The 20,612-nt window shown below is 56.0% G+C and carries 14 protein-coding genes; 10 read left to right on the top strand and 4 right to left on the bottom strand.

Annotated features, from left to right (window positions below; translation table 11 throughout):
* Positions 1–579: 579 nt before the first annotated feature.
* A complete protein-coding gene (locus ACR9YP_RS11315) occupies positions 580–1,212 on the top strand; it encodes a hypothetical protein (RefSeq protein ID WP_474219777.1) in 633 nt (210 codons plus the stop codon).
* Between the two features lie 389 nt (positions 1,213–1,601).
* Here the strand turns inward: ACR9YP_RS11315 and ACR9YP_RS11310 are convergent, their stop codons facing one another.
* Positions 1,602–1,970: a hypothetical protein gene (locus tag ACR9YP_RS11310; RefSeq protein ID WP_474219776.1), complete on the bottom strand. Its 369-nt coding sequence runs from the start codon at positions 1,968–1,970 to the stop codon at positions 1,602–1,604.
* 1,407 nt (positions 1,971–3,377) lie between these two features.
* On the opposite strand from ACR9YP_RS11310, the gene ACR9YP_RS11305 reads away from it, so the two are divergent.
* From ACR9YP_RS11305 to ACR9YP_RS11265, 9 genes are all read left to right on the top strand, one after another.
* Positions 3,378–4,853 carry an acetyl-CoA carboxylase biotin carboxylase subunit gene (locus tag ACR9YP_RS11305; RefSeq protein ID WP_474219775.1) on the top strand — a complete coding sequence of 492 codons (1,476 nt, stop codon included), beginning with the start codon at positions 3,378–3,380 and terminating at the stop codon, positions 4,851–4,853.
* A 1-nt stretch (position 4,854) separates the two neighbouring features.
* The gene (locus ACR9YP_RS11300; RefSeq protein ID WP_474219774.1) at positions 4,855–5,358 is read left to right on the top strand and encodes an acyl-CoA carboxylase biotin carboxyl carrier protein subunit; all 504 of its coding nucleotides are present in this window, start codon (positions 4,855–4,857) and stop codon (positions 5,356–5,358) included.
* 1 nt (position 5,359) lies between these two features.
* A complete protein-coding gene (locus ACR9YP_RS11295) occupies positions 5,360–6,967 on the top strand; it encodes an acyl-CoA carboxylase subunit beta (RefSeq protein WP_474219773.1) in 1,608 nt (535 codons plus the stop codon).
* 164 nt (positions 6,968–7,131) lie between these two features.
* The gene (locus ACR9YP_RS11290; protein WP_438102056.1) at positions 7,132–7,395 is read left to right on the top strand and encodes a hypothetical protein; all 264 of its coding nucleotides are present in this window, start codon (positions 7,132–7,134) and stop codon (positions 7,393–7,395) included.
* A 477-nt stretch (positions 7,396–7,872) separates the two neighbouring features.
* Positions 7,873–8,622 (top strand): P-loop NTPase family protein, encoded by a 750-nt coding sequence (locus ACR9YP_RS11285; protein ID WP_474219771.1) that lies wholly within the window; start codon positions 7,873–7,875, stop codon positions 8,620–8,622.
* 14 nt (positions 8,623–8,636) lie between these two features.
* Positions 8,637–9,326 (top strand): hypothetical protein, encoded by a 690-nt coding sequence (locus tag ACR9YP_RS11280; RefSeq protein WP_474219770.1) that lies wholly within the window; start codon positions 8,637–8,639, stop codon positions 9,324–9,326.
* A 306-nt stretch (positions 9,327–9,632) separates the two neighbouring features.
* Complete coding sequence (locus ACR9YP_RS11275; protein WP_474221038.1) at positions 9,633–11,168, top strand: class I adenylate-forming enzyme family protein; 1,536 nt, start codon at positions 9,633–9,635, stop codon at positions 11,166–11,168.
* Between the two features lie 883 nt (positions 11,169–12,051).
* The gene (locus ACR9YP_RS11270; protein WP_474219769.1) at positions 12,052–12,969 is read left to right on the top strand and encodes a transglycosylase domain-containing protein; all 918 of its coding nucleotides are present in this window, start codon (positions 12,052–12,054) and stop codon (positions 12,967–12,969) included.
* Positions 12,970–13,608: 639 nt separating this feature from the next.
* Complete coding sequence (locus ACR9YP_RS11265; protein WP_474219768.1) at positions 13,609–13,854, top strand: hypothetical protein; 246 nt, start codon at positions 13,609–13,611, stop codon at positions 13,852–13,854.
* 444 nt (positions 13,855–14,298) lie between these two features.
* Here the strand turns inward: ACR9YP_RS11265 and nifA are convergent, their stop codons facing one another.
* The 3 genes from nifA to ACR9YP_RS11250 form a co-directional block, all read right to left on the bottom strand.
* On the bottom strand, positions 14,299–16,116 hold the full coding sequence (gene nifA, locus ACR9YP_RS11260) for a nif-specific transcriptional activator NifA (RefSeq protein ID WP_474219767.1): 1,818 nt from the start codon (positions 16,114–16,116) through the stop codon (positions 14,299–14,301).
* A gap of 1,191 nt (positions 16,117–17,307) precedes the next feature.
* A complete protein-coding gene (locus ACR9YP_RS11255) occupies positions 17,308–18,294 on the bottom strand; it encodes a nodulation protein NodZ (RefSeq protein WP_474219766.1) in 987 nt (328 codons plus the stop codon).
* A 248-nt stretch (positions 18,295–18,542) separates the two neighbouring features.
* On the bottom strand, positions 18,543–20,606 hold the full coding sequence (locus ACR9YP_RS11250; protein WP_474221036.1) for a carbamoyltransferase family protein: 2,064 nt from the start codon (positions 20,604–20,606) through the stop codon (positions 18,543–18,545).
* Positions 20,607–20,612: the final 6 nt, after the last annotated feature.

Genomic DNA, 20,612 nt, shown 5'->3' with positions numbered 1-20,612 from the left:
CAGCAACTCGGTTTTGTCCCCTGCCGCGAAACGCGGCCTCAGCTTGTCTCAAGATGCAATGCGCGCATGGCGGATTAAGATGAATTATGCGAGACCAGCAGCAAGGGCCGCCTTGAATCGCACGCTGCGTCAGCTTGTAGGATCAAACAATGACTCGCAGCCCCTCCTCGTCGCGGCCGGAATTGGGCAGGCGAACTCTCAGAACGCGTTCACCGGAGAAATCTTGTTCCTACGTGTAAGGCTTGTCATTAGGTCAGAGGGAGGCCGGGAGACTCAATGGCCGCTGTGTTCTATCCATGAGGTGAATGGCCTCCATCATAACAATCTATTTTACCAACCCTGATGAAGGCTGCTAGTCAAAGCGGCGATTGAGCTGGGGGATAGTGCAGGTCGGGAGGATTAACCGTCGACTGTTGAGGTCCGTTGCTCTAGGTGGCCTAGTTTGTCTCCTGCGCGACGAAGGCTCAAGAATGGTTTTCGAACGGTTGCCAGCAGTGTCTTGTCAAGCCGCAACTACGCCGCGCTGAGGTCACCGCGGTGAAGGTCGATTCGTGTGCCAGAACGATGCATGAGGCAGCCATGACTATGAGTGTGTACGGGTCCAGTAAATCCAGGACGGTGGAGCCATTAAATCAAGCCTATCGCGAGATGACGTTTGGCTTTTTTGCGCAACTCCTTCGATATTTCGTCCTTCCCCTCCGCGTTTTCGCCAACTTATCTTCCGTTCGACGGAAGGCTGATGCTACCCCACATACGTCACCCTCAGGAGAATGTACTCGTCACTCTGATCGCTGCAATTCGCATCTTCAATATCTTAAGCAAACCATCGATTCGCAAATCGAAGAGGTTGCAAGACTGATCTGTGAGGACGAGAGCGCGCTCGAAGCGACCCGACATCTCAATGCGCTTACAAGCGAGCTGGTAAAGGCGAAGCTCGGCATGTGTTCACAGCTCGACGAGCAAGCTGGTAGTGCGTTTAACGCAGGCGAGGCCAACCGTCTCGAACAGGAACACGGAAAACTGTACGAGCCGGAACAGCTTTCCACTCTAGGACGGCTTTTTGACGGGGCAGTCTTGGCATTACCTGCAAGCATGCGAACGCCTTCCAACCGTATCGAGATCGCCAAACTCATTTTAGAACGTGCATCTATTGATCATGTTGAACCGCGACTTCTTATTAAGTTGATTACCGCCCTGGTCGATGCCGCTTGAGATGGCTGATCCACCTCTTTCGCCGCACCATCAAGCGATACAGACAGAGTACTGATTCCAACAAAGAGGAGCGTCGAGCTGCCTTCGCCTCCGTGCGGACGGCTCGACAATCCCGAGGGACGCGATCTCGAGCACATCGCAAATGTCGAATCCTCCTCGACCGCCGAATTCACGGCAGGGCGAACCAACTTCCGGTTTGGCTAGATCTTCACCGAAGCCGCTGCTTCGTCTAACCGGGCCTCAGCCCGATGATCCACTGAGATCACCTGGTCCACTGTTGGCACGTGATCGCGTCGGATTCGCGAACGCTCGCAAGCCTTCTCGCGCTCTGGATCGGAGCCCATTCACTAAGGCTGTTTGCTCTTATCTTCGCGAGCCTGCCCAAACGTTCAACTGGCTGCGCGAATCACCGCAAGGGCAATAGCTATCCACGTTGCGACGCAGAACAATAAGGCGATGCGCCATGCCCTTACCCTGAATTGACGGCGCCAGTTGACTAGATCCGATGCGCAGCCGGTAAAGCAGCGCCCCCGAACGACGTCGACCATCTGACGGTAGTCGTGAAATTCAAACTGTGGACGATTTTTGCGGATGTACTTGATTCGATCCTGAGGTGAGAAGCAGCAGGCCCATAGGTTTAATGCTCTCTCCTGCTCGTCCTTAGACCAGCCGCATTTGACGGCTAGGGCATCATGGGCTCCCGGCGTGATGTCGCTATGCTCTGTGCCGAGCGTGTAAATGGGAAGCATGTGAAGCATGGCGCGCACCTTTCGTGTTCCGCGATCCACGCCTACAATGTCACGTTACGTGAGTTTCAAGCTGTTCTTCCGACCCTCACCAGATCTTGTGGGTCTCGGCCGCAAACTTGCTCTCATTCCCCACCTGAGTGCCTTCAGCGGGCGACACAGAACTCCGGAGCTCGGGTCGGCCAACAGCAGCTCGGCACAATCCGAAGGGCCGCTTCTTTGGCGACAGAACAGCCCTAACTTTTGCCCAGCGCGTTCGCAGAATCGGCACGATGCGCCGCCGGAGCATTCAGGTTGTGTTGTCCGTCTAGCCCGACGCCCTACTTTGTAGACGGTTGCACGAGAGGAGCTGCCGCCGGCATAAGAATTCACAGATTTTGTCGGATCAGCCGCTCGGAGGGGTTGAATCGTACGTAGCGTCAAATTGTACGATCTCGAACAAGTAGCGGTGGTCTCCGTCGGGACCGACGCCTCTGACTAGTTCAAGGATCGCCAGTGTCTCAGCCTGCTCAAATCTACACCGCACGACACTATGAGGATCCAGGGCTCCCATATACGTGGACTCGCCTGCGGTTTTCGACCCATCTTGGGCGAACGACAGCGACGTCAAAGTTGAGCCCAACTTGCTTTGCCAATCGCGAAAGAGTTCGGCCCCGTTCAGACGCTCGAGGTCGCATTGTGCCGCGTACTCTTCCTCACAAACTAACTTGGTACGATACAGCACCAGCCCTATGCGCCACGAGGCTGTCCGACATAGAACAGCTATGTCTCTTACCAGTCTCACCATCGAATGCATTTTCCATCGCGCTCATCCTGCAGTGAACGGACCGATGGATCGGACCCAAGCTCCCGCAGCGGGTTCAACTGCCCCGGCTAATCCGAGCCTTTAGCCGACTTTCCCAAATGCACCGCTTGAGCCTCGCAGGACGGCCAATGCGGCGCCAAGCACTCTTAAAGAGGATATCGTGGACCGAAGGCAGCATCTCTTTCCTCGTCAAAGCTACCGAGCAGGTTGGCATGTAACCGCTTTCATTGCTTTTGCGGCAATGAGTTCTCTAAGCGCTGTGGCCCGAGATCGCGGAGCAACGGAGGAAGAGCAAAGAGCGTGCACCCCGGATGTGTTTCGGTTGTGTAGCAGCGCCATCCCGGATGTCGCTGCAATCACTGCTTGCCTCAGAACGAAGCTCAACAGCTTAAGTGACCAGTGTCGCTACGTGATGTCGGCACATGACAGCAAAAAAGTAAAAGCAGACTCGAAATGAGGACCGCATCAAGTGTCCGAACGGTCGTGGCCCTGGATGTCTTGATCCAGAGCGGCATCGTTAGCATGTCGTAGTTACGAATAGCCTCGACAGTTCCTCGTAGACCCGGCAGCTCTCGAACGCCGAAGACCCGATCTGTGCTTGAGCGAATAGGCGAATGCAGAAACTACCATTCGATACAGTTCTGATCGCCAATAGGGGCGAGATAGCCGTCCGCATCATCAAGACCTTGCGAAAGCTGGGCTTGCGCTCAGCTATCGTCTACCACGATGTGGATGCGGCCACACCAGCGGTTTCCATGGCGGATACAGCAATCGCGCTCGAGGGCTGTTCCCCAGTTGCTGCCTATCTCGACGCCGAGCAAATCATCGCCTCCGCCCGCAGAGCTAACGTCGACGCGTTGCATCCTGGCTATGGATTTCTGTCGGAGAGCGCCGCATTTTCGAGGGCCGTTGCAGGGGCTGGCATTGCATTCGTCGGGCCAAGCCCCGAAAGCATCGAACTGATGGGTGATAAAATCCGCGCGCGGAAATTTGCTCAGCAGATCGGATTTCCGGTCGCCCTCTCAGCTATCGAAGAAGACGAACCCGCAACCTTCGCATCCAGAGCCCGGGCCCTTGGCTTACCTTTGCTGGTGAAACCTTCGGCAGGCGGTGGTGGCAAGGGCATGCGGATTGTACGCGATCTCGACACTCTCGATGACGCGATTGCTCAAGCGCGTCGCGAGGGACTGCGCCACTTCGGGGATGGCCGGCTCTACGTGGAGCGATATGTTGATAAACCACGCCACATCGAAGTGCAGGTGCTAGGCGATCTCTTCGGAAATGTGGTCCACTTCTTCGAACGCGAGTGCTCTGTGCAGCGCCGCTTCCAGAAGATCATCGAGGAGACGCCTTCGCCTGTCCTGTCCGCAGAATTGCGGGAACGGATCTGTGAAATGGCGGTCGGAATCGCTCGTAGCGCCAATTATCGAAATGCAGGAACCGTCGAGTTTATCTTCGATGGGCATGAGTTTTATTTCCTTGAGATGAATACTCGGCTTCAAGTCGAGCATCCCGTGACCGAAATGGTCACCGGCGTCGATCTTGTTGCCGAACAACTCCATGTCGCCGCGGGGCACGAACTCACATTCTCGCAAGCCGACATCGTCTCCAAAGGTCACGCGATTGAAGCGAGGCTATGCGCCGAAGCCCCCGAACGCGAATACGCGCCGACAAGTGGGAAGATTCTCATGTTGGAGTACCCGGAGTGCGACGGTGTGCGTATCGATAGCGGTATCGTCCAAGGTCAGCAGATCACGGCCGCATTTGATCCGATGCTCGCAAAGGTCGTGGTACATTCGGCCACTCGCCGTGAAGCGGCATTGAAGGCGGCACATGTGATGCGTCAGCTGGTGCTTCTTGGCTGCGAGACAAACGCCGATTTTCTCGCGCGACTGCTCATGGACGACACATTTTTGAGCGGACAGATTCATACGGGTTATCTCGATGAACATCCGCACCTGGCCATTGGCCCACGTGGAAGCGACCTATCCGCCATCTTGGCAGCCGGTGCACTCCTGACCAGGAGCGTTCGAGATTCGGCAGACGCCGTGCCCAGGCTTCACGCGGAGCTGGGCAACTGGAGAAACTGACGTGAAGCACTGTTTTGAGTTTAATGTCGAAAACTATGAATTGTGGCTTTCACCTGGCCAACGCGACTATCGCCTTCACTTGGCCGATGAGGTAGCTGCGCCGGTGGCACTCTCACATCATTTCGACGGAAGCGGCCTCCTTGTCATTGCGGGCGAGACTCTCCCGATCAGATTTGCAATCGACGGTGACGCACTCCACCTGCATATCCGCGGCAGGACACATGTCCTGCGATACCGCGATCAATTGCAAGAACTTGCATGCTCCGACGAGCAGGCAAGTCACCTTGTAACCCGCGCGCCAATGCCCGGTGTCGTGATTGCGACCAAGGTATGCCAAGGTGATGTGGTTAGCGCAGGCGCGACGCTGATGTTGGTCGAGAGCATGAAATTGGAGTTTGTAGTGCGTGCGCCTCGTGGCGGGGTGGTCGAGCGTATTCACTTTGGTGTAGGCGAAAGCTTTGAACGAGGCGTCCCTTTGGTCACGTTTTCCGAGGAAAGGCGCTGACATGCAGAGGATTGTCTCTCGGGTGGACACCACCTCGCAGGAATTTCGCCTCAACGAGCTCCATAACCGACGGCTTGCAGCCGAACTGAAGGAGCGACAGCGTTCCGCTCGCTTCGATCGACCGGCACGAGACATTGAACGTCTGCGCCGGCAAAACAAGCTCTTTGTTCGCGATCGGATCGATGCGCTGCTTGATCCAGGAACTCCATTTCTCGAACTATCGACGCTCGCCGCCAACAAGGCCTACGATGGTGAGGTACCATGCGCAGGGCAGATTGTCGGCATCGGCGTTGTTGCGGGTCGCGAGGTCATCGTTCATGCGGATGACGCCAGCGTGAAGGGCGGCGCTTGGTATCCACTATCCGTAAAGAAGATTGTACGGGCGTTGGATATTGCAATTGAGAACCGCCTTATGGTGGTCCATCTTTGCGACTGCGCCGGCGGCTTCTTGCCTCTGCAAGCGGAATTCTTCGCTGATCGCTACCACGCGGGTCGAATCCTGCGCAACCAATCAATTCTCTCTAAGATGGGAGTGCCGCAGGTCGCCATCGTGATGGGCCACTGTACTGCAGGAGGGGCCTACGTTCCGGCGCTGAGCGATTACAACATCATCGTGCAAGGGAATGGAGCCATCTTTCTCGGCGGACCGCCGGTCGTAAAGGCCGCCACCGGCGAGGTGGTATCAGCCGAAGAGCTTGGTGGCGCCGAAATTCATACGAGCGTGTCAGGGACGAGTGACTACCTCGCGACGTGCGAAATGCATGCGATTGCCATCGCGCGGGACATTGTCGCTAACATGACGCGTCAAACAAAAGAAGCCGTTGATCGATCCGCGCCGGAGCCTCCCGTCTACGACGCATCCGAACTATATGGCATCATTCCAAAAGATCCCCGCGTTCAATTCGACATTCGGGAGATCATCGCTCGCCTTGTGGATGGTAGCCGGCTCCATGAGTACCAGCCGAGCTATGGCCAAACCCTGATATGCGGTTTCGCGCGTCTTCAGGGACATCAGATCGGGATTATTGCAAACAATGGCGTGCTACAGAACCACAGTGTTTTGAAAGGCGCTCACTTCATCCAACTCTGCGATAAGAACCGGACACCCTTGCTGTTCCTGCAGAATACCACTGGCTTTATGGTTGGACGAGAATACGAACATGATGGCATCACCAAGAGTGGCGCCAACCTCATCATGGCCGTTTCCGCAGCGTCGGTCCCAAAGCTTACAGTGATTTGCAACGGCTCTCACGGAGCAGGAACATACGCCATGGCGGGGCGAGCATTCGACCCCCGTTTTATGTTTACTTGGCCACAATCGCAGATTTCGGCGATGGGAGCGGAGCAAGCGGCAGGCGTTCTCACCCATGTCAAAGCAAGGCAATTGGCTCGTGACGGGGGGCGCTTGTCCGACCAAGAACTGGCAGCCATTCGAGAACCGATTATGAGGGAGTATCGGGCGCGATCCAGCGCCTATTACGCAACTTCGGAGCTGTGGGATGACGGTATTCTTGATCCCGTAGATACCCGAAACGCACTCTCAATCGCTTTAAGCGCCTCGCTTAATGCTCCAATCGAAGCCCCTCACTACGGTGTCTTCCGAATGTAGCCCGCAGGTGACGTGGAAGACTGTCACATCTGTCACGCTGACGCACACGTCCTACGTAAGAGAGCTCCAGCTCCGGTCTGGCTTGCCGCTCCCCGCGAGGCGCTACTCTCTTTCACCGGTATGCAGTTCTTTCCACCCACCCGAGATCAGTTGCAAGCTGACACATGCTGACCATGCAATGCCCGAAATGTCGTGCCAATGATCAAAGCACGTCACACGACCCTTGGAGCGGTCGCCCTGTGATCGCTTGCAACGCCTGCGGCGACTTTGTTGAGAAGGAGTTGGTCGTGCGCGAAAGGGCATATGCAATAGTCGCTGAAGTCGTGGCATCACACTTGGTTGGCGAACACAAGAGTGGCGCTCAGCGCGTTGCAGGCGAGATCCTCGACGCTCTCGAGAACGCCCACCTGATTATCTATCGCGCCTGACGCTGCAGGAGTTCGCTGTGGGCGGCGATGTTCATCAACTTAGCCGCTCTACCAGGGTGGTTTCCATCATGGTGTGCCCCACGATTATAAAATGCCGCATCTATCACTTGTTGACGAATGGAAGTGTTGCGACAAGCCCGTTTCTCTCACCCATCGGCCTTTTCGCTCTGGTCGGTCCGATGATGCTGCCACGGATTCGCGCAACGTAGATCGAGGATCTCACGGCGACGGCTGCCGCATTCAGCCCAAACCGAAGAGTCTATCAAAACATGTAAACTCCGACACAAACCGAAATGCACTCGCTTCCGGGACCGTAATAGACGGCGCCCCTCCGCAACTATAACGCCGGTCTATGTCTCGCAGATCGGACGATCTTCTCCTTTGGCCAACATAGTGTCGAAGGCAGGACTGGAAACACGCAGACCGCACGCTTCGCGGTCGCGTGAATTGAAGAACAAACAACTTGAGAGGACTTCTATGGCAAAGCCAGTTGTAATTGTGGTCGGCGCGGACAAGGGCGGCGTCGGAAAAACGACCGTCTCTCGCACGCTTTTGGACTATTTCAGCGCGAATAACGTGCAAACCCGCGCATTCGACACCGAGTCGCCCCGCGGGACGCTGAAGCGTTTTCACCCTGCGATCACCGAAATAGTGGACATGACGAGAACCGCGGACCAGATGAAGATCTTCGATACGCTGAATTCAGGCCTGTCCGTCACCGTCATCGACGTTCGAGCCGGACTGATGTCACCAGCGCTCGCGTCCCTACGAGACATAGGCTTTTTGGACGCCGCCCGGTCAGGCCAACTCACCTTCGCCGTGTTTCATGTATTGGGGTCGTCCATCGCCTCGCTAGATGAGATCGCAGAAACAAGCGATTTCATGGGTGGCGCAAAATACTTCCTGGTCAAGAACTTCATCAATGACACCCAGTTCTTTCAGTGGGATCAGTCGACCTACAATTCTTATTTCAACCGGATCAAAGACGCCACTGATCTGACCATCCCGAAACTCAACGAGATGGCCTATGAGCAGGTCGAGGTCGCCTCTGTTCCGTTCGTCAATTTTGTCGCGAACAAGGGACAACACGATGACGCGGCGAACTTCTCGTTTGTGCTGCGCGGCTACGTAAGGCACTGGCTCGCCAACGTCTGGAGCGAGTATGACCGCATCAATCTAACAGACCTCGCCGGCGCCAAGTCGGTGACCCGTGCGGGCGAAAGATAGCCGCTTGCGGACCTATGCGCACTGGTTTGGCGATTTTGCCCACCCCCGTCTACATCATCTGCTCTGCAAGCCCGCAGGTCGGAAAGACCCTAATTGCTCGGCTCTTGAGCGAATTTTTGCTGCTGAAGAACGGTGCGGTGGTCTCATTCGATATCAACCTGAGGGAGCCGTCCTTGCTCGACTATCTCCCATCCATCACAGAGACAGCAGATGTCACTGATACCTATGGAAAAATGCAGCTAGTTGATCGACTTGTTTTCAACGATGGAGTGGCCAAGGTGATCGACCTTGGCTTCCACGCTTTTGACGAGTTCTTCAAGATGTGCGGAGAGATCGGCTTCCTGAGCGAGGCGATACAACAAAAGGTCGTGCCAATCGTGCTATTCGTGGCAGATACTGACAGGGTCTCGGCGCGCGCGCATGAAATGTTGCGGCGGCTGATTCCGAGGCAGATTCTGATCACCGTCCACAACGAATTCTTCGTCCGGGGCGAATTGTTTGAAGCCATGAGCGAGGGCCGCGTGGTCCGTTTGGCGGCACTGCCGGTGTTTCTACATAACTACATCTGCCGACTAGGCTTGTCTTTCACCGGCTATCTACGCCATGAGAGGGACTCTTCGTCGGAACTTCATCAGTGGATTCGGCGGAATTACACGATTTTTCGCGATATCGAGCTGAGCGTGATCCCGCAATGGTCGTTTTGACGCAGAACACAGGTGGTCCGACACGGGAACTGGAGTCGATCGGTTGCGACGATGTAGCAAATGTAGTTGTGCCGAACGCCCCTGATCCCAACACGGCCGCCTCAGCCTCACACAGGCCTTCAGGAGAGTGCGGCCAACTGCACTCGCATCATTGCGCCTCAGCTCGAACCGTTTGGCGTGCAGCTTAGCTGCATTCGCCTGGACGGCGTAACACGCGATCACGACCTTTAAACAATGCTGACACGCGTTGGCTCCGCCAAGTTGGGTGCGAGCCATGTGGACCCAACAACACAGGATCACGGACAGGTGAATCTCTCCACATTGATAGAGCGTAACGCAGCGTTCGCTCCTAACAAGCCTGCGATCAATTTTGAGGGCGCAACCTTGAGTTACGCCGACCTTGATGGACGCATCGGCCGGGCAGCAAGCGCTCTGCAAACTGCGTTTGGCGTCAAGAGAGGCGATCGCGTCGCTCTCCTGAGCCTCAACCGCCCTGATTATCTAGTTCTCCTCTACGCTTGTGCCCGGCTCGGGGCGATACTGGTTCCGTTGAATTGGCGACTAGCGGTGTCCGAGCAGCTTTTCATCCTGTCCGACGTTGGTGCTAAGGTGCTGGTCCTTGAGCAGGCTTTTGAAGCAGTTCTGCCGATCCTATTAGAGGCGCTGCCCGAAATGGCAACTGTTGGCTTCGGCTTTGCGTCTTGCGGTGCGTGCACGTGGGAAGGCTTGTTGGATCAGACGCACGAAGACAGCTACGAACTCTGCGCACAGCTGGCCGACCCGCTTCTGATCGTCTACACTTCGGGAACCACTGGCCGACCGAAGGGAGCAGTGCTGCGGCAGGAGGCCTTGCTATGGAATGGCGTCATGAGTCAACACATGCATGCCCTGACATCGGGCGATCACGTTCTGACCGTACTGCCGCTATTTCACGTCGGCGGCCTCAACATTCAAACGACCCCTGCACTACAACTCGGCGCGACTGTCACGATCCATTCACGCTTTACGACTGAGGCTACCCTTGCTTCGGTCGAGGATGATCGGCCCACTTTGACGGTCCTGGTGCCTGCGACCATCCAGGCCTTGACCGACCACCTCAGGTGGTCCAGCACCGATCTATCATCATTGAAGGCGGTTTCCGTCGGCTCAACGACCGTGCCGCAGTATCTGGTTGATCGCTTGGTTGCGCGCTGCGTGCCGGTGCTCCAGGTTTACGGCTCCACCGAAACGAGCCCCATTGCGATTTATACGAGGCTCGGCGGAGACCTTTCGCGGAAGGGGTCGACCGGGCTGCCTGGGCTATGCTGTGAAGCGGTTGTCATGGATGATGCCGGTAACGAGACGCCCGCAGGGACGCCGGGAGAGATCGTTGTACGCGGGCCCAACGTCTTGCAGGAGTATTGGCGCAATCTTCCGGCCACGTGCGAGGCGCTTCATGACGGGTGGTACCGTACGGGTGACATCGCACGTCGCGACGCCGACGGATATTTTTGGGTTCAGGACCGTAAGAAAAACCTGATCATTTCCGGTGGAGAAAACATCTATCCGGCGGAGGTCGAGCGCGTACTCTTGGAGCATCCTGATGTTGCGGAATGCGCGGTCATCGGCCGGCCCGATCCGCAATGGGATGAGGTACCGGTTGCGTATGTGATCAGGCAGCCCGGAGCCCAGATAGAGGCCGGGACACTTGTAGCGCATGTGCAATCGCATCTTGCACGTTTCAAAGCTCCGCGCGAAATCATTTTTGCCGAGGTATTGCCAAGAACGGCACTTGGCAAGGTTCAGCACGCTGTACTCAGAAAGCTCGATTCTCGATCAGAAGAAGACGATTTCAACGATTGACCACTCGACTGTGGGCGTCGTCGCACGTTCCCCCGCCGTCACGCTCACGCGCTTCACCCGCGCGTAGCAGTTGCGCCACGGCCAGAACTTCAGCGGAGCATCTCAGTTAGGCTGAGATCGCGTTTCCCGCGGGAATAGAGCGAGATTCCGGGCAGCTGTCGCTCGGGCATCTTGGATAGCCGCGAATCAATCATCGTTCAGCCAACGGGCCAGACGAACTGCAATTTTCCGCAACACGTCCTCACCGAGTTTTCGGGAGGAAAAGCTGACACATGCGCGAAAGATGTCAGGTCGTGTCGATTTGTCGCTTCAGCAAGCGCGCGAAGGCGCCACACTTGCCCCGTATGAAGGCGGCGGAGATTGTTCGACGAATTGCAGAGCAGAATGCACATCAGACAGTTGGACAATCGATACCTGTTCAGAACATCAACTGTTTCGATATAGCTCGCCTACGGCAAGCCTCGCCTACGGCAAGCAAAGAAACAGACGCTCCGCAGCTTTCTAGGGGCAGTGAAAGATCGTCATTGCGACGACCGGGATCGATCTGGACAAGGTTAGCTTTTAAGAAAGTGAGTCGAGCTGAGAGACTGACGTGCAAGCCCCGATCCCCTCTCACCCTCGATCCTTCGAACTATCGTTGCCATTCTGGCTGGCCGGAAAACTCGGACTGTGTCGATGAGTACGGACTCGGGCGCAAGCGTCCGTAGCCGCGGCAGATGACGGGCCGCATATCTCAGCATCGCGGTAGCCTCTGCACCCCGTGCCAAATGGAAGCAGCGGGCTGCTGAGGCGTGCAAATGCTTTGAGTTTTGCTGCTGCACTTCCGAATGGCGCCCGGTCGCCTCCTCACCGAGGCCCCTGTACCTAACCCTGAAAGATCCACGTGAATCAAATTGCACCGCCTAAGCGGCCCGCCATCCGGCACCGCTCGTCCGATCGCAAGTCGCCTTCCGCCTCCGCTCTACTGTCCTACGCAAGCGAGTTGCGGGAATTATGCTATCGTTACTCGAGGTTTATTGACGGTATCTCTTTCAGCTGGTGGCAACGCTGGCTCCTTCTCGAACCTGCTTCCGAAGCCCTGACCCTCGCTTTGGGCGGATTGCTCCTGTTGTTGGCGTTCGCGATCCCGACTACTAGCGCCCGCTCTCAAGAGGATTGCGCGAAGGCTTCCGATGTCACGGTCTGTCTTCTGAGTCAGTTCGCCGATGCGACGGTTGGCAGGCGGATTGGGGTACCTCTCGTGGACTTTCCGGACACGCTAATCAAGGCCACCCTCGCAACCGAGGACCGCCATCTTTATGATCACTTCGGGCTCGATTCCCCAGGCGCTCTCCATGCGCTGCTGGTAAGCGCGAAGAACGGCGGTCGCCACCAGGACGGCTCCTCGATAAGCCAGCAACTCGCCCGGACTCTGCTTTTGAACGACGGGCGCGGCATCGGACACACCATCAAACAAGCATTGCTTGCGGTCTGGCTCGAATGGCATATGACTAAAGATGAAATTCTCAGACTTTATCTCAACTGTGTTGATATGGGCGCCGACACTCTCGGCGTTGATGGTGCGGCACGGTTTTACTTCAATAAGCCTGCGCGCGATATGAGTCTCGCCGAAGCTGCGATGCTGGTCGGCCTGATCAACGCACCGACCGCTCACATCGATCTGACGGCCGCGCATGCTCGCGCTAACGCGGTGCTAGACAACTTGGTTGAAGCCGGATTCATGACTGAAGACCAAGTGCTGGAAGCACGCCATAGCGCGGCCAGAGTAGTCGTGAGAGGTAAGGAAACTCCGCCAAACTAGAAGTACAACTCAGAATCGGTGACAGATCTCCGATGTGCCAACATAGACCGACGTGCGGCGTCCCATCGCAAGATCCAACTCACCTTGCGCCTTCGGCGAAGACTCTCAACTGAGTTCATTCTGGAGTTGATATCCGGTGATACCTCTCATCGTGGTCAGCTGTTTTTGCGCGCTCAATTACATGTCGGATCGCGCCAAACGACGTCGCCGATCAAGCTTCACGGCTGCGCATATGTGTACGTAAACTTACGTGGCTTGCTTATCAAATATACCCGCTCCCGGGCAAAGATTCTCCGGCCTTCTCGCCCTTTCCCGATGAAGGGTTGCTTGAACCCGTTATAAAGGTGGGTGAGTGCTCAGCCCATACAAGCTGCCGCCGCCTCCCGAAGGGGACCGACCGGCGCGTCTGTCCTGCAAAACGCATCAATCTCACGTCTAGAATACTAAAATACCGAATTCCGCGAAGGTAGTCATCATGGCTTCAACAATCGCATGTATAGGCTCGGATCAACGCATCGACATGCGTTATATGAGCTGAATGACTGCGACTCTTACAGCGTTCAAGCGTCAACTTTCGACCTCCCAATTCTGGCAGCAGCGCGCTGTTGCTGAAAGGATCTTCCGCTGGAGCTTCCATTCATGGATCAAACTTCTTCACAACAGAAGCAAACATTTGATGCTCTGATGAGCGTGGCATTTGAGAAGTCATGGCGTTTCGTAGAGACGGACCCATTCCTGACCCATAATGCGGAGACATTGTTGCGCGCTCGGCTGCGCCTCCACCTTGAACGTTCATTGAAAAACGGCGAGAAGAATGTACTTCATCTGGCAAACAACGCTATCTGGAATTTGCGTACAGAACTTGGACGGCAGCCCCAACTATAACGGACTATAGTGTCGGCTCACTGGAGGCCGCGAAGTCGGCCGCAAGCGCCGACTGCCGCGGCGGGCCGCTCTCGACGATAACCGCTGATCATTGCATCACCTGCGCGCCTGCTGTTACAGCTCGCGATCGTCCCATATACTCCGGCTTTAAGTATAGCTGGTTAAGCATATAGATCGCAGTCGCTGTGCGCCCGGTTGGCACTTTAACACCGCTGGCCCGGCGAGCGTTTCGCATAGCTACAAGGACGGCCTTCCTCCCATCTTGGAGTCCGAGCATATAGGTGCTGAGGTTACTCTGCGGCCGATGCTGATTGGTCTACGAAAGACTTGCAGAGCACCGCTGGGTCCTTGGCTACTATGCCCTCCCCTAGCTAGCGAAAGATCTAATATGACTGGTTTGAATGCGAGAAGCGACAAACTCACATCTTGACCAGGTTCAGCAACTCAAAGGCGCTTAATTTCGATACAATATTTCCTCAGCGCGTAGCCGATTTGGCGCGGCGTTAGTCCGAGTAGGCGCGCCGCCTTTGCCTGCACCCAGCCAGTTTTTTCCATGGCGGCAATGAGGCGCTCGCGATCCGTCAGCTTCGCACCGCTGACAATGGCACCATCGACCGGCTCGGCCACGACAGGCGGACTCAGAACCGTAACCGGCGCTGCTGCGTCGGGGATTGGCGTAGCTGCCTTGGCTGGTAGCTCACCGATCGATGCGGCCCGCGGCTTCGCTTCATCTAATCCGCTCTTCCACAGTAGGGCGGAAAGGCATTGACCATGGCAGCAAGCAAAATCGTTCCTGACAATGAATGGCCCGGGCGCCAGTGTAGCCGTCCGCTGCACGCAATTCTCGAGTTCACGTACGTTGCCGGGAAACCCGCAATTCATCAGCACGTCTACGGCACTCGGATCGAACGTTAATGTACGGCTGTTCTCGCAGTTGAAGTTCTTCAGAAACTCGGCGGCAAGCAGCGGAATATCGCTGCGCCTTTCGCGCAAGGGAGGCAGCATCAATGGAACTACGCTAATACGATAATAGAGATCAGCGCGAAACTCGTTCTTTGTGACCGCCCCTTCCAGATCCTTGTTGGTTGCGGCAATCACTCGGACGTCAACTTTCATCGTGTGGCCGCTACCGACACGTTCGAACTCCTGCTCCTGAAGAACCCGCAACAACTTTGCCTGAAACGAGCCTGAGATCTCGCCAATCTCGTCCAGAAATAGGGTTCCCTTGTCGGCAAGTTCGAAGCGGCCTTTGCGCGAGTTAAGGGCGCCGGTAAAGGCCCCTTTTTCATGACCGAACAATTCGGATTCCAACACGGTCTCCGGCAGCGCTGCACAGTTCATCTTGATGAACGGCCGTTTTGCACGCGGGGATAGCTCGTGAATTGCCTTGGCCACCAGCTCCTTGCCGGTGCCTGATTCACCTCGCAACAGAACCGTAGCATTCGACTTGGCTACCACCGCGATCTTGTCGAGCAGCCCGCGCAGCGCCGGACTGTTACCGATAATACCATCAATGTGAACCTTTTTACGCTCTCGCGCTGGCTGTTTAAAGTCGAGCAGCTCCTTCTGCCACCGATAGCTCTCCGCCATGAGGCGCTTGCGGTCGCGCGCGACCAAGCGATGGAGTTTCACCGCCTGTCCAATCAAGTTGGCGATCATGGTGAGTAGCCTGACATCGGAATCGAGCGGGAACATCGAGTCCAGGTCGGGCACACGCTCGATGGACAGGGTGCCAACGACCTTTCCATCGATGCTTATAGGAACCCCGATGAACGATAGTCGCATGTGATCGGACGCGCCGATCACATCCAGGTCAGCTGCGCTAAATGCGGGATGCTTGGCGATGTCTTCAGCGACAAACGGCAGGCCCGTCGTCACAATCTCCTCAATCGCTTTTTGCGGCAGGCGCATGCGGTAGCGCTCATCGCTTCCTTCGCTCCAGCCAGCGCCAACCGCGATCTCGGGCATGTCATCGTCGGCTAGGAGGGACACGACACCATGCCGCATCTGCAAGGACGACTGCAGCAAATCGATCACGCTTGCCAGCGCAACTTCGAGTCGCGAAGGGCTGGCGAGCATGTTCGATATTTCGAACACTCCTCTGAGCGCAATTTCGTTCACCGGCAAGACCACGGGATGCTTCGAGCCGTCTTCCGGGCCGTGCCATTCGCATTCGGAGTCAATCTGCACCTTAACAAGGTCGGCGCCGCCCTTGCTTTCTTTGCCTGCAGTTAGTTCGCCCTTCGAATCATCGTCCTGCATCTCACTCTCGATCTCGCGCCTACTCTAACGGCAGTAGGAGATAACACTTTTTCATGGCGCGACGATAAATAAGAGACCTTCATTCGTTCAATCTCCTTCATAACATCGCGCAAGAACTCTGTTGAAATACCACCGGCGTCGATCCAGCAAAGCAGGGCAGAAATTTCTCCCAGGTCTACGCATCCGACCGCATATGTTCTACGTCACGAATTGAGATCTTGCGGGATTTGGCTTTAACTCGAGGACAAGATCAGCTTTCCTTCACTGACGCAGGATCTTCGAGCCGTGATCTTCAGATCTTCGCACTCTGCCCACACTCACGGCCGCGGAACAGATGTCGACGTCCAAGTCCAACAATTAACGCCAGAGCGCATCGTCGTCTAACATGTCAACAAATGAACGACTCTCTTCCTTTTTGCCTTTCCGCATTCACTCAGTCATAGCGCGTGCAGGATTTGGACCAGTGCGATGCGGGGAATTTGGCACGATTGCGACGCAGTGTCGCGCCGCGCAAACAGCTATGCACCCGTCCAGACATCTGGGGGTCGCACCGCGGACACGTGCCCCGCCATCTTTTCGCATTGGCGTAACCGCGACAGCAACCGCACAATCGCGCCTCGTTTGTCGGAAATGCTTCAATGCCTCCTAAGCTGGACAATTTGCTTGCGAGCCGACGAGCGTTACGCCCGCTATTCGGATTGCTGGCAGAGAGCCTTCGATGCCCAGAAATCGACACTGTAAGCTTTTGCCGCGCTTTTCTGACAATAGGCTGCGGCCGGTTTCCTTTCTAGCCTCTCGCTTGGTGTCCAGAGCGGGCCCCCCGACTTTCGGGAGCCGAGGACGGCAGCTTACATGTCAGCACCAACGGCGGTAATTGTCTGGCGCGCTTCGCTAGGATTGGGAATCAGACGTGGCAGCCTTATACGTCCGATTTGTCCGCTAAGCCGTCCCACAGGCGACACAATATGAGCATGATTAGCTCCGGCGGCTTCGCACCCTTCTTGACTTGCATCATGTGATCTAGAGACGCGCTCATGGCTCCCTGCCCGTCACTAACAAGCTCGTTCGTCGCCGCGACCGATGCAAGTCTTCCCATGCGGCATCCGACACGGCTCTGCGGGACGCTTCATCGACGGAGCCAACGAGCACATGCGACATCACTGTAGGATCGGCGAGAATGTGTTCTGCGGTTCAGGAGACCGTGTGATGCTTGGGCGACTCATCGATCAGGATTAAGCGGCTCGGATCATTCAAATCGAACTCGATAATGCGCGGAACAACAAGTCGCGCATAGCGCGTAAATGCACTGGTCGGCGGAAAGCGAATCACGGTATCGCACCGTCCGAGAAGGTACATCTCGATGAGAGCCGATGATCCGCCGTCCGCTCCCAGTTCGGCACTGTGTAACGGGCCCGCTTGATCCGCCTGAAAGCGTTTTGGGATCGTAAACACGTCTGGGAACTTAGCCGAGACATGATCCAGAACCTTCGGGCTGTCTGTGCACAAAAAGACCCTCATAGGTTTTGCATGCGGCAATGCTTTGGCCTTTTGGATAGCAGTGCATACCTGCCGCAAAGCAAGATCTGGATCGGCCCAGTAGGGCCTGTGCGCCATGATATCCTCGCCATTTCCGTGTCGAACATGAACGCCGACTACGCTCTGACCCTCAAAGTGCTCGTGATATATCGCGTCGATCCGAGCTTGAATTTCAGTCCGCACTTTGATGCTACGAAATATTTGTCGCTCGGCCTCCTGATCGCAAGCCCACATCAAACAAGCATCACACACTACGGTATTGGCATGAGTATCATCTTTGGCCTCGAAGAGCTGCCTCAGCTCGTCGCGTTCTCGGAATATCTGTTCATCAGGTCGATAAACGCAGTCGATGGGCGGGCGATTCCACCAGGTTGGAAAAAACGGTCCTGGAAGTGAGAGAGAGTTGACTTGATCATCGCAGATCACGCGTACGCCGGCGATGTCATGGATTTGTTCGAAGAAGACCCGAAACGCATTGGTAAAGGGTTGGTCGAGATAGCAAGAGCCGCGCCAATCGATAACCAGTGTACGTCCTGTCCGCTTCGCGTACTGCCAGGCTGCCGCGAGCGACCAAAGGCAATCGCCGAGACCGGTACGGCGTCGAGAAACGACGAACCTTTCCTTTGCTAATCCAACTTGCATTCTAACTTTCCTCGTCGCAACGTACCGGGTTGGTCAGCAGGTCGCGTAAACCTTAGGCTCGAGCCCATCGCATTCTTCGACGCCCGCAATACTCTTTGAAGCTGCTTAGGACCGAGTGGCCATCTGCTCGAATGCTATGGTGTTTTGACACAGCATTCGAACAGGTCGGTCGGCTTCTCCGCCTGGAGGGTCTTCGCCGGAATACGCTCTCCTTCGACCCCTAAACTTATATTTGCGAGACTCTCCGACTATATTGAGCCCGCTTGTGCTTGCTCTGTCATCTGATGGGGCGCACTCTTCAACTGAGTAGCGCGTGAGGGAGGATGTAGGCGAACCCGGCGTTGCTCCCACAGTCCTCTCAGTTCTTCGACCAGAGTTTCACGCTCAGCCTGGTCCATCATCAAAGAATCGAAGAGGTCGCGGAGAACGGATTCGCCCTTGATCCGCATCAACAGATCGAACAACACACCTGAGATGCGCACTGCCCCACCGCCGGAGAACGCCGTGCGGATCTCGCATACCGTCTCTTGCCGATCTCGTGCTGTATGAGCGCGGACGCGATGCAGGGATACATACGGCGGCAATGAAACCGCGAGCGAAGTCCAATCCTCAAGCGTTACCGCCCGCTTTTTCACTAGAAACGGACCGACAACAAGGGCATCGAGCTCGGTGGTCAGAAATGTGGCGACGGCGTCTGCGACCGAATCTACGATCGGTTCGGCATTATTGTTAAATGAGGTATTGAGCAGAACTGGAATGCCTGTTCGTTTCTTGAACTCATGGATTAGGCCCCAGTAGGTCGGATTTGACTTCCGAGAGACTGTCTGCAGCCGTGCAGTGCCATCAACATGCGTAATGGCGCCCAGCAAGTCGCGCTTGGACTCGCGCACACGAACTACGAAGTTCATGAATGGCAATTCTCTCGGACCCGCCGGTAGATCGAAGTATTCTGGTGCATCCTCCCCCAGCACGGAAGGCGCAAATGGTCGATAGCCCTCGCGCTTCTTGACCATCGCGTTTATGCGATCCTTGTTAGCTGCAGGTCGGGGGTCGGCGAGAATACTGCGGTTACCCAGGGCACGTGGTCCGAACTCCGATCGACCCTGCACCCAGCCGATCACTGAGCCGTTTGCCATCCAATCGGCCGCTCTGCCCGCCACGTCATCACTGCGCTCAATGTGGAGGTGCCCGGCCCACGCATTCAGTTCCTGTTCCATGGCATGCTCGGTACCGAGATCGGGTCCCCAATAGACATCCTGGAGCCGCTCGCGCGGCGCGGGCCGACCACCCTCATGAGACGCCATGAGTGCGGCCCCTAATGCGCAACCAGCATCGTGGGCCGCCGGCTGCACGAAAATATCGTCGAAGAGCCCTGAATAGAGTAGCTTACCATTCACGGTGCAGTTGTGGGCTACGCCGCCAGCCAAGCATAGCCGCTTCATGCCTGTGATTTCTCGATAATGTCGAAGTACATGGAACACGATCCGCTCAAGCGCTTCTTGCAATGACGCGCTGACATCTCGATGCTGTTGGGTGAATGGCATTCCTTTTCGTCGGACCTGAATATTGCGGACCAACGCTGGACCGATACGATCGAGGTAGAGCCGGTAGCACCCGTTCTCAGAGAGCTCGTAGAACTGCTCAAACAGCTTGCGATAGGGCGCGGGATCACCGTAAGGCGCAAGTCCCATGACCTTGTACTCATCGAACAAGCTATAGCCGAGATACCGGATCGTCTCGAGATAAAACAACCCCAATGAGTTGCTTTCCGGGAAGCTCTCGAGCAGGTTGACTTCGGTTCCGGACCCGATGGCCACGAGACCAGAAAGGAAATCACCACCGCCATCGATTGCAAGTACCAGACTTTGCTCAAATCCAGACATTGCGAATGCACTCACAGCGTGCGCCTGATGGTGACTTACGAATGAGATTCTGGACGGATCGACTTCGGTGCCGAACTCTTGCCCCAGCATCATCCTCAGTAAGAGCCTGGCATCCATAGGGATAGCGTCGGACGGCTGCGAAACAAACAGACGCTCGAGCATAGCATTGCAGTACGCTTCGGTCGCATAGAACGCGATTCGATCGACGTCCTTCAGTTGAACACCTGCAGTTTCGAGGCAGTATTGGATCGAGTGGCTTGGGAATTTATTAGAATGTTTGACCCGATTGAGTCGTTCTTCTTCGACGGCCGCTATCACACGTCCGTCGCGCACGAGCACCGCGGCGCCATCGTGAAGAAATGTGCTAGGAAGCTCGGGCCGGCATTCATAAACCTTGTCCAGTCCACCGCTCACGCCGAGACACAGCATCATACT

Source organism: Bradyrhizobium sp. BR14999, from assembly GCF_056106085.1.
This window is presented reverse-complemented; position numbering and strand designations above follow the sequence as displayed.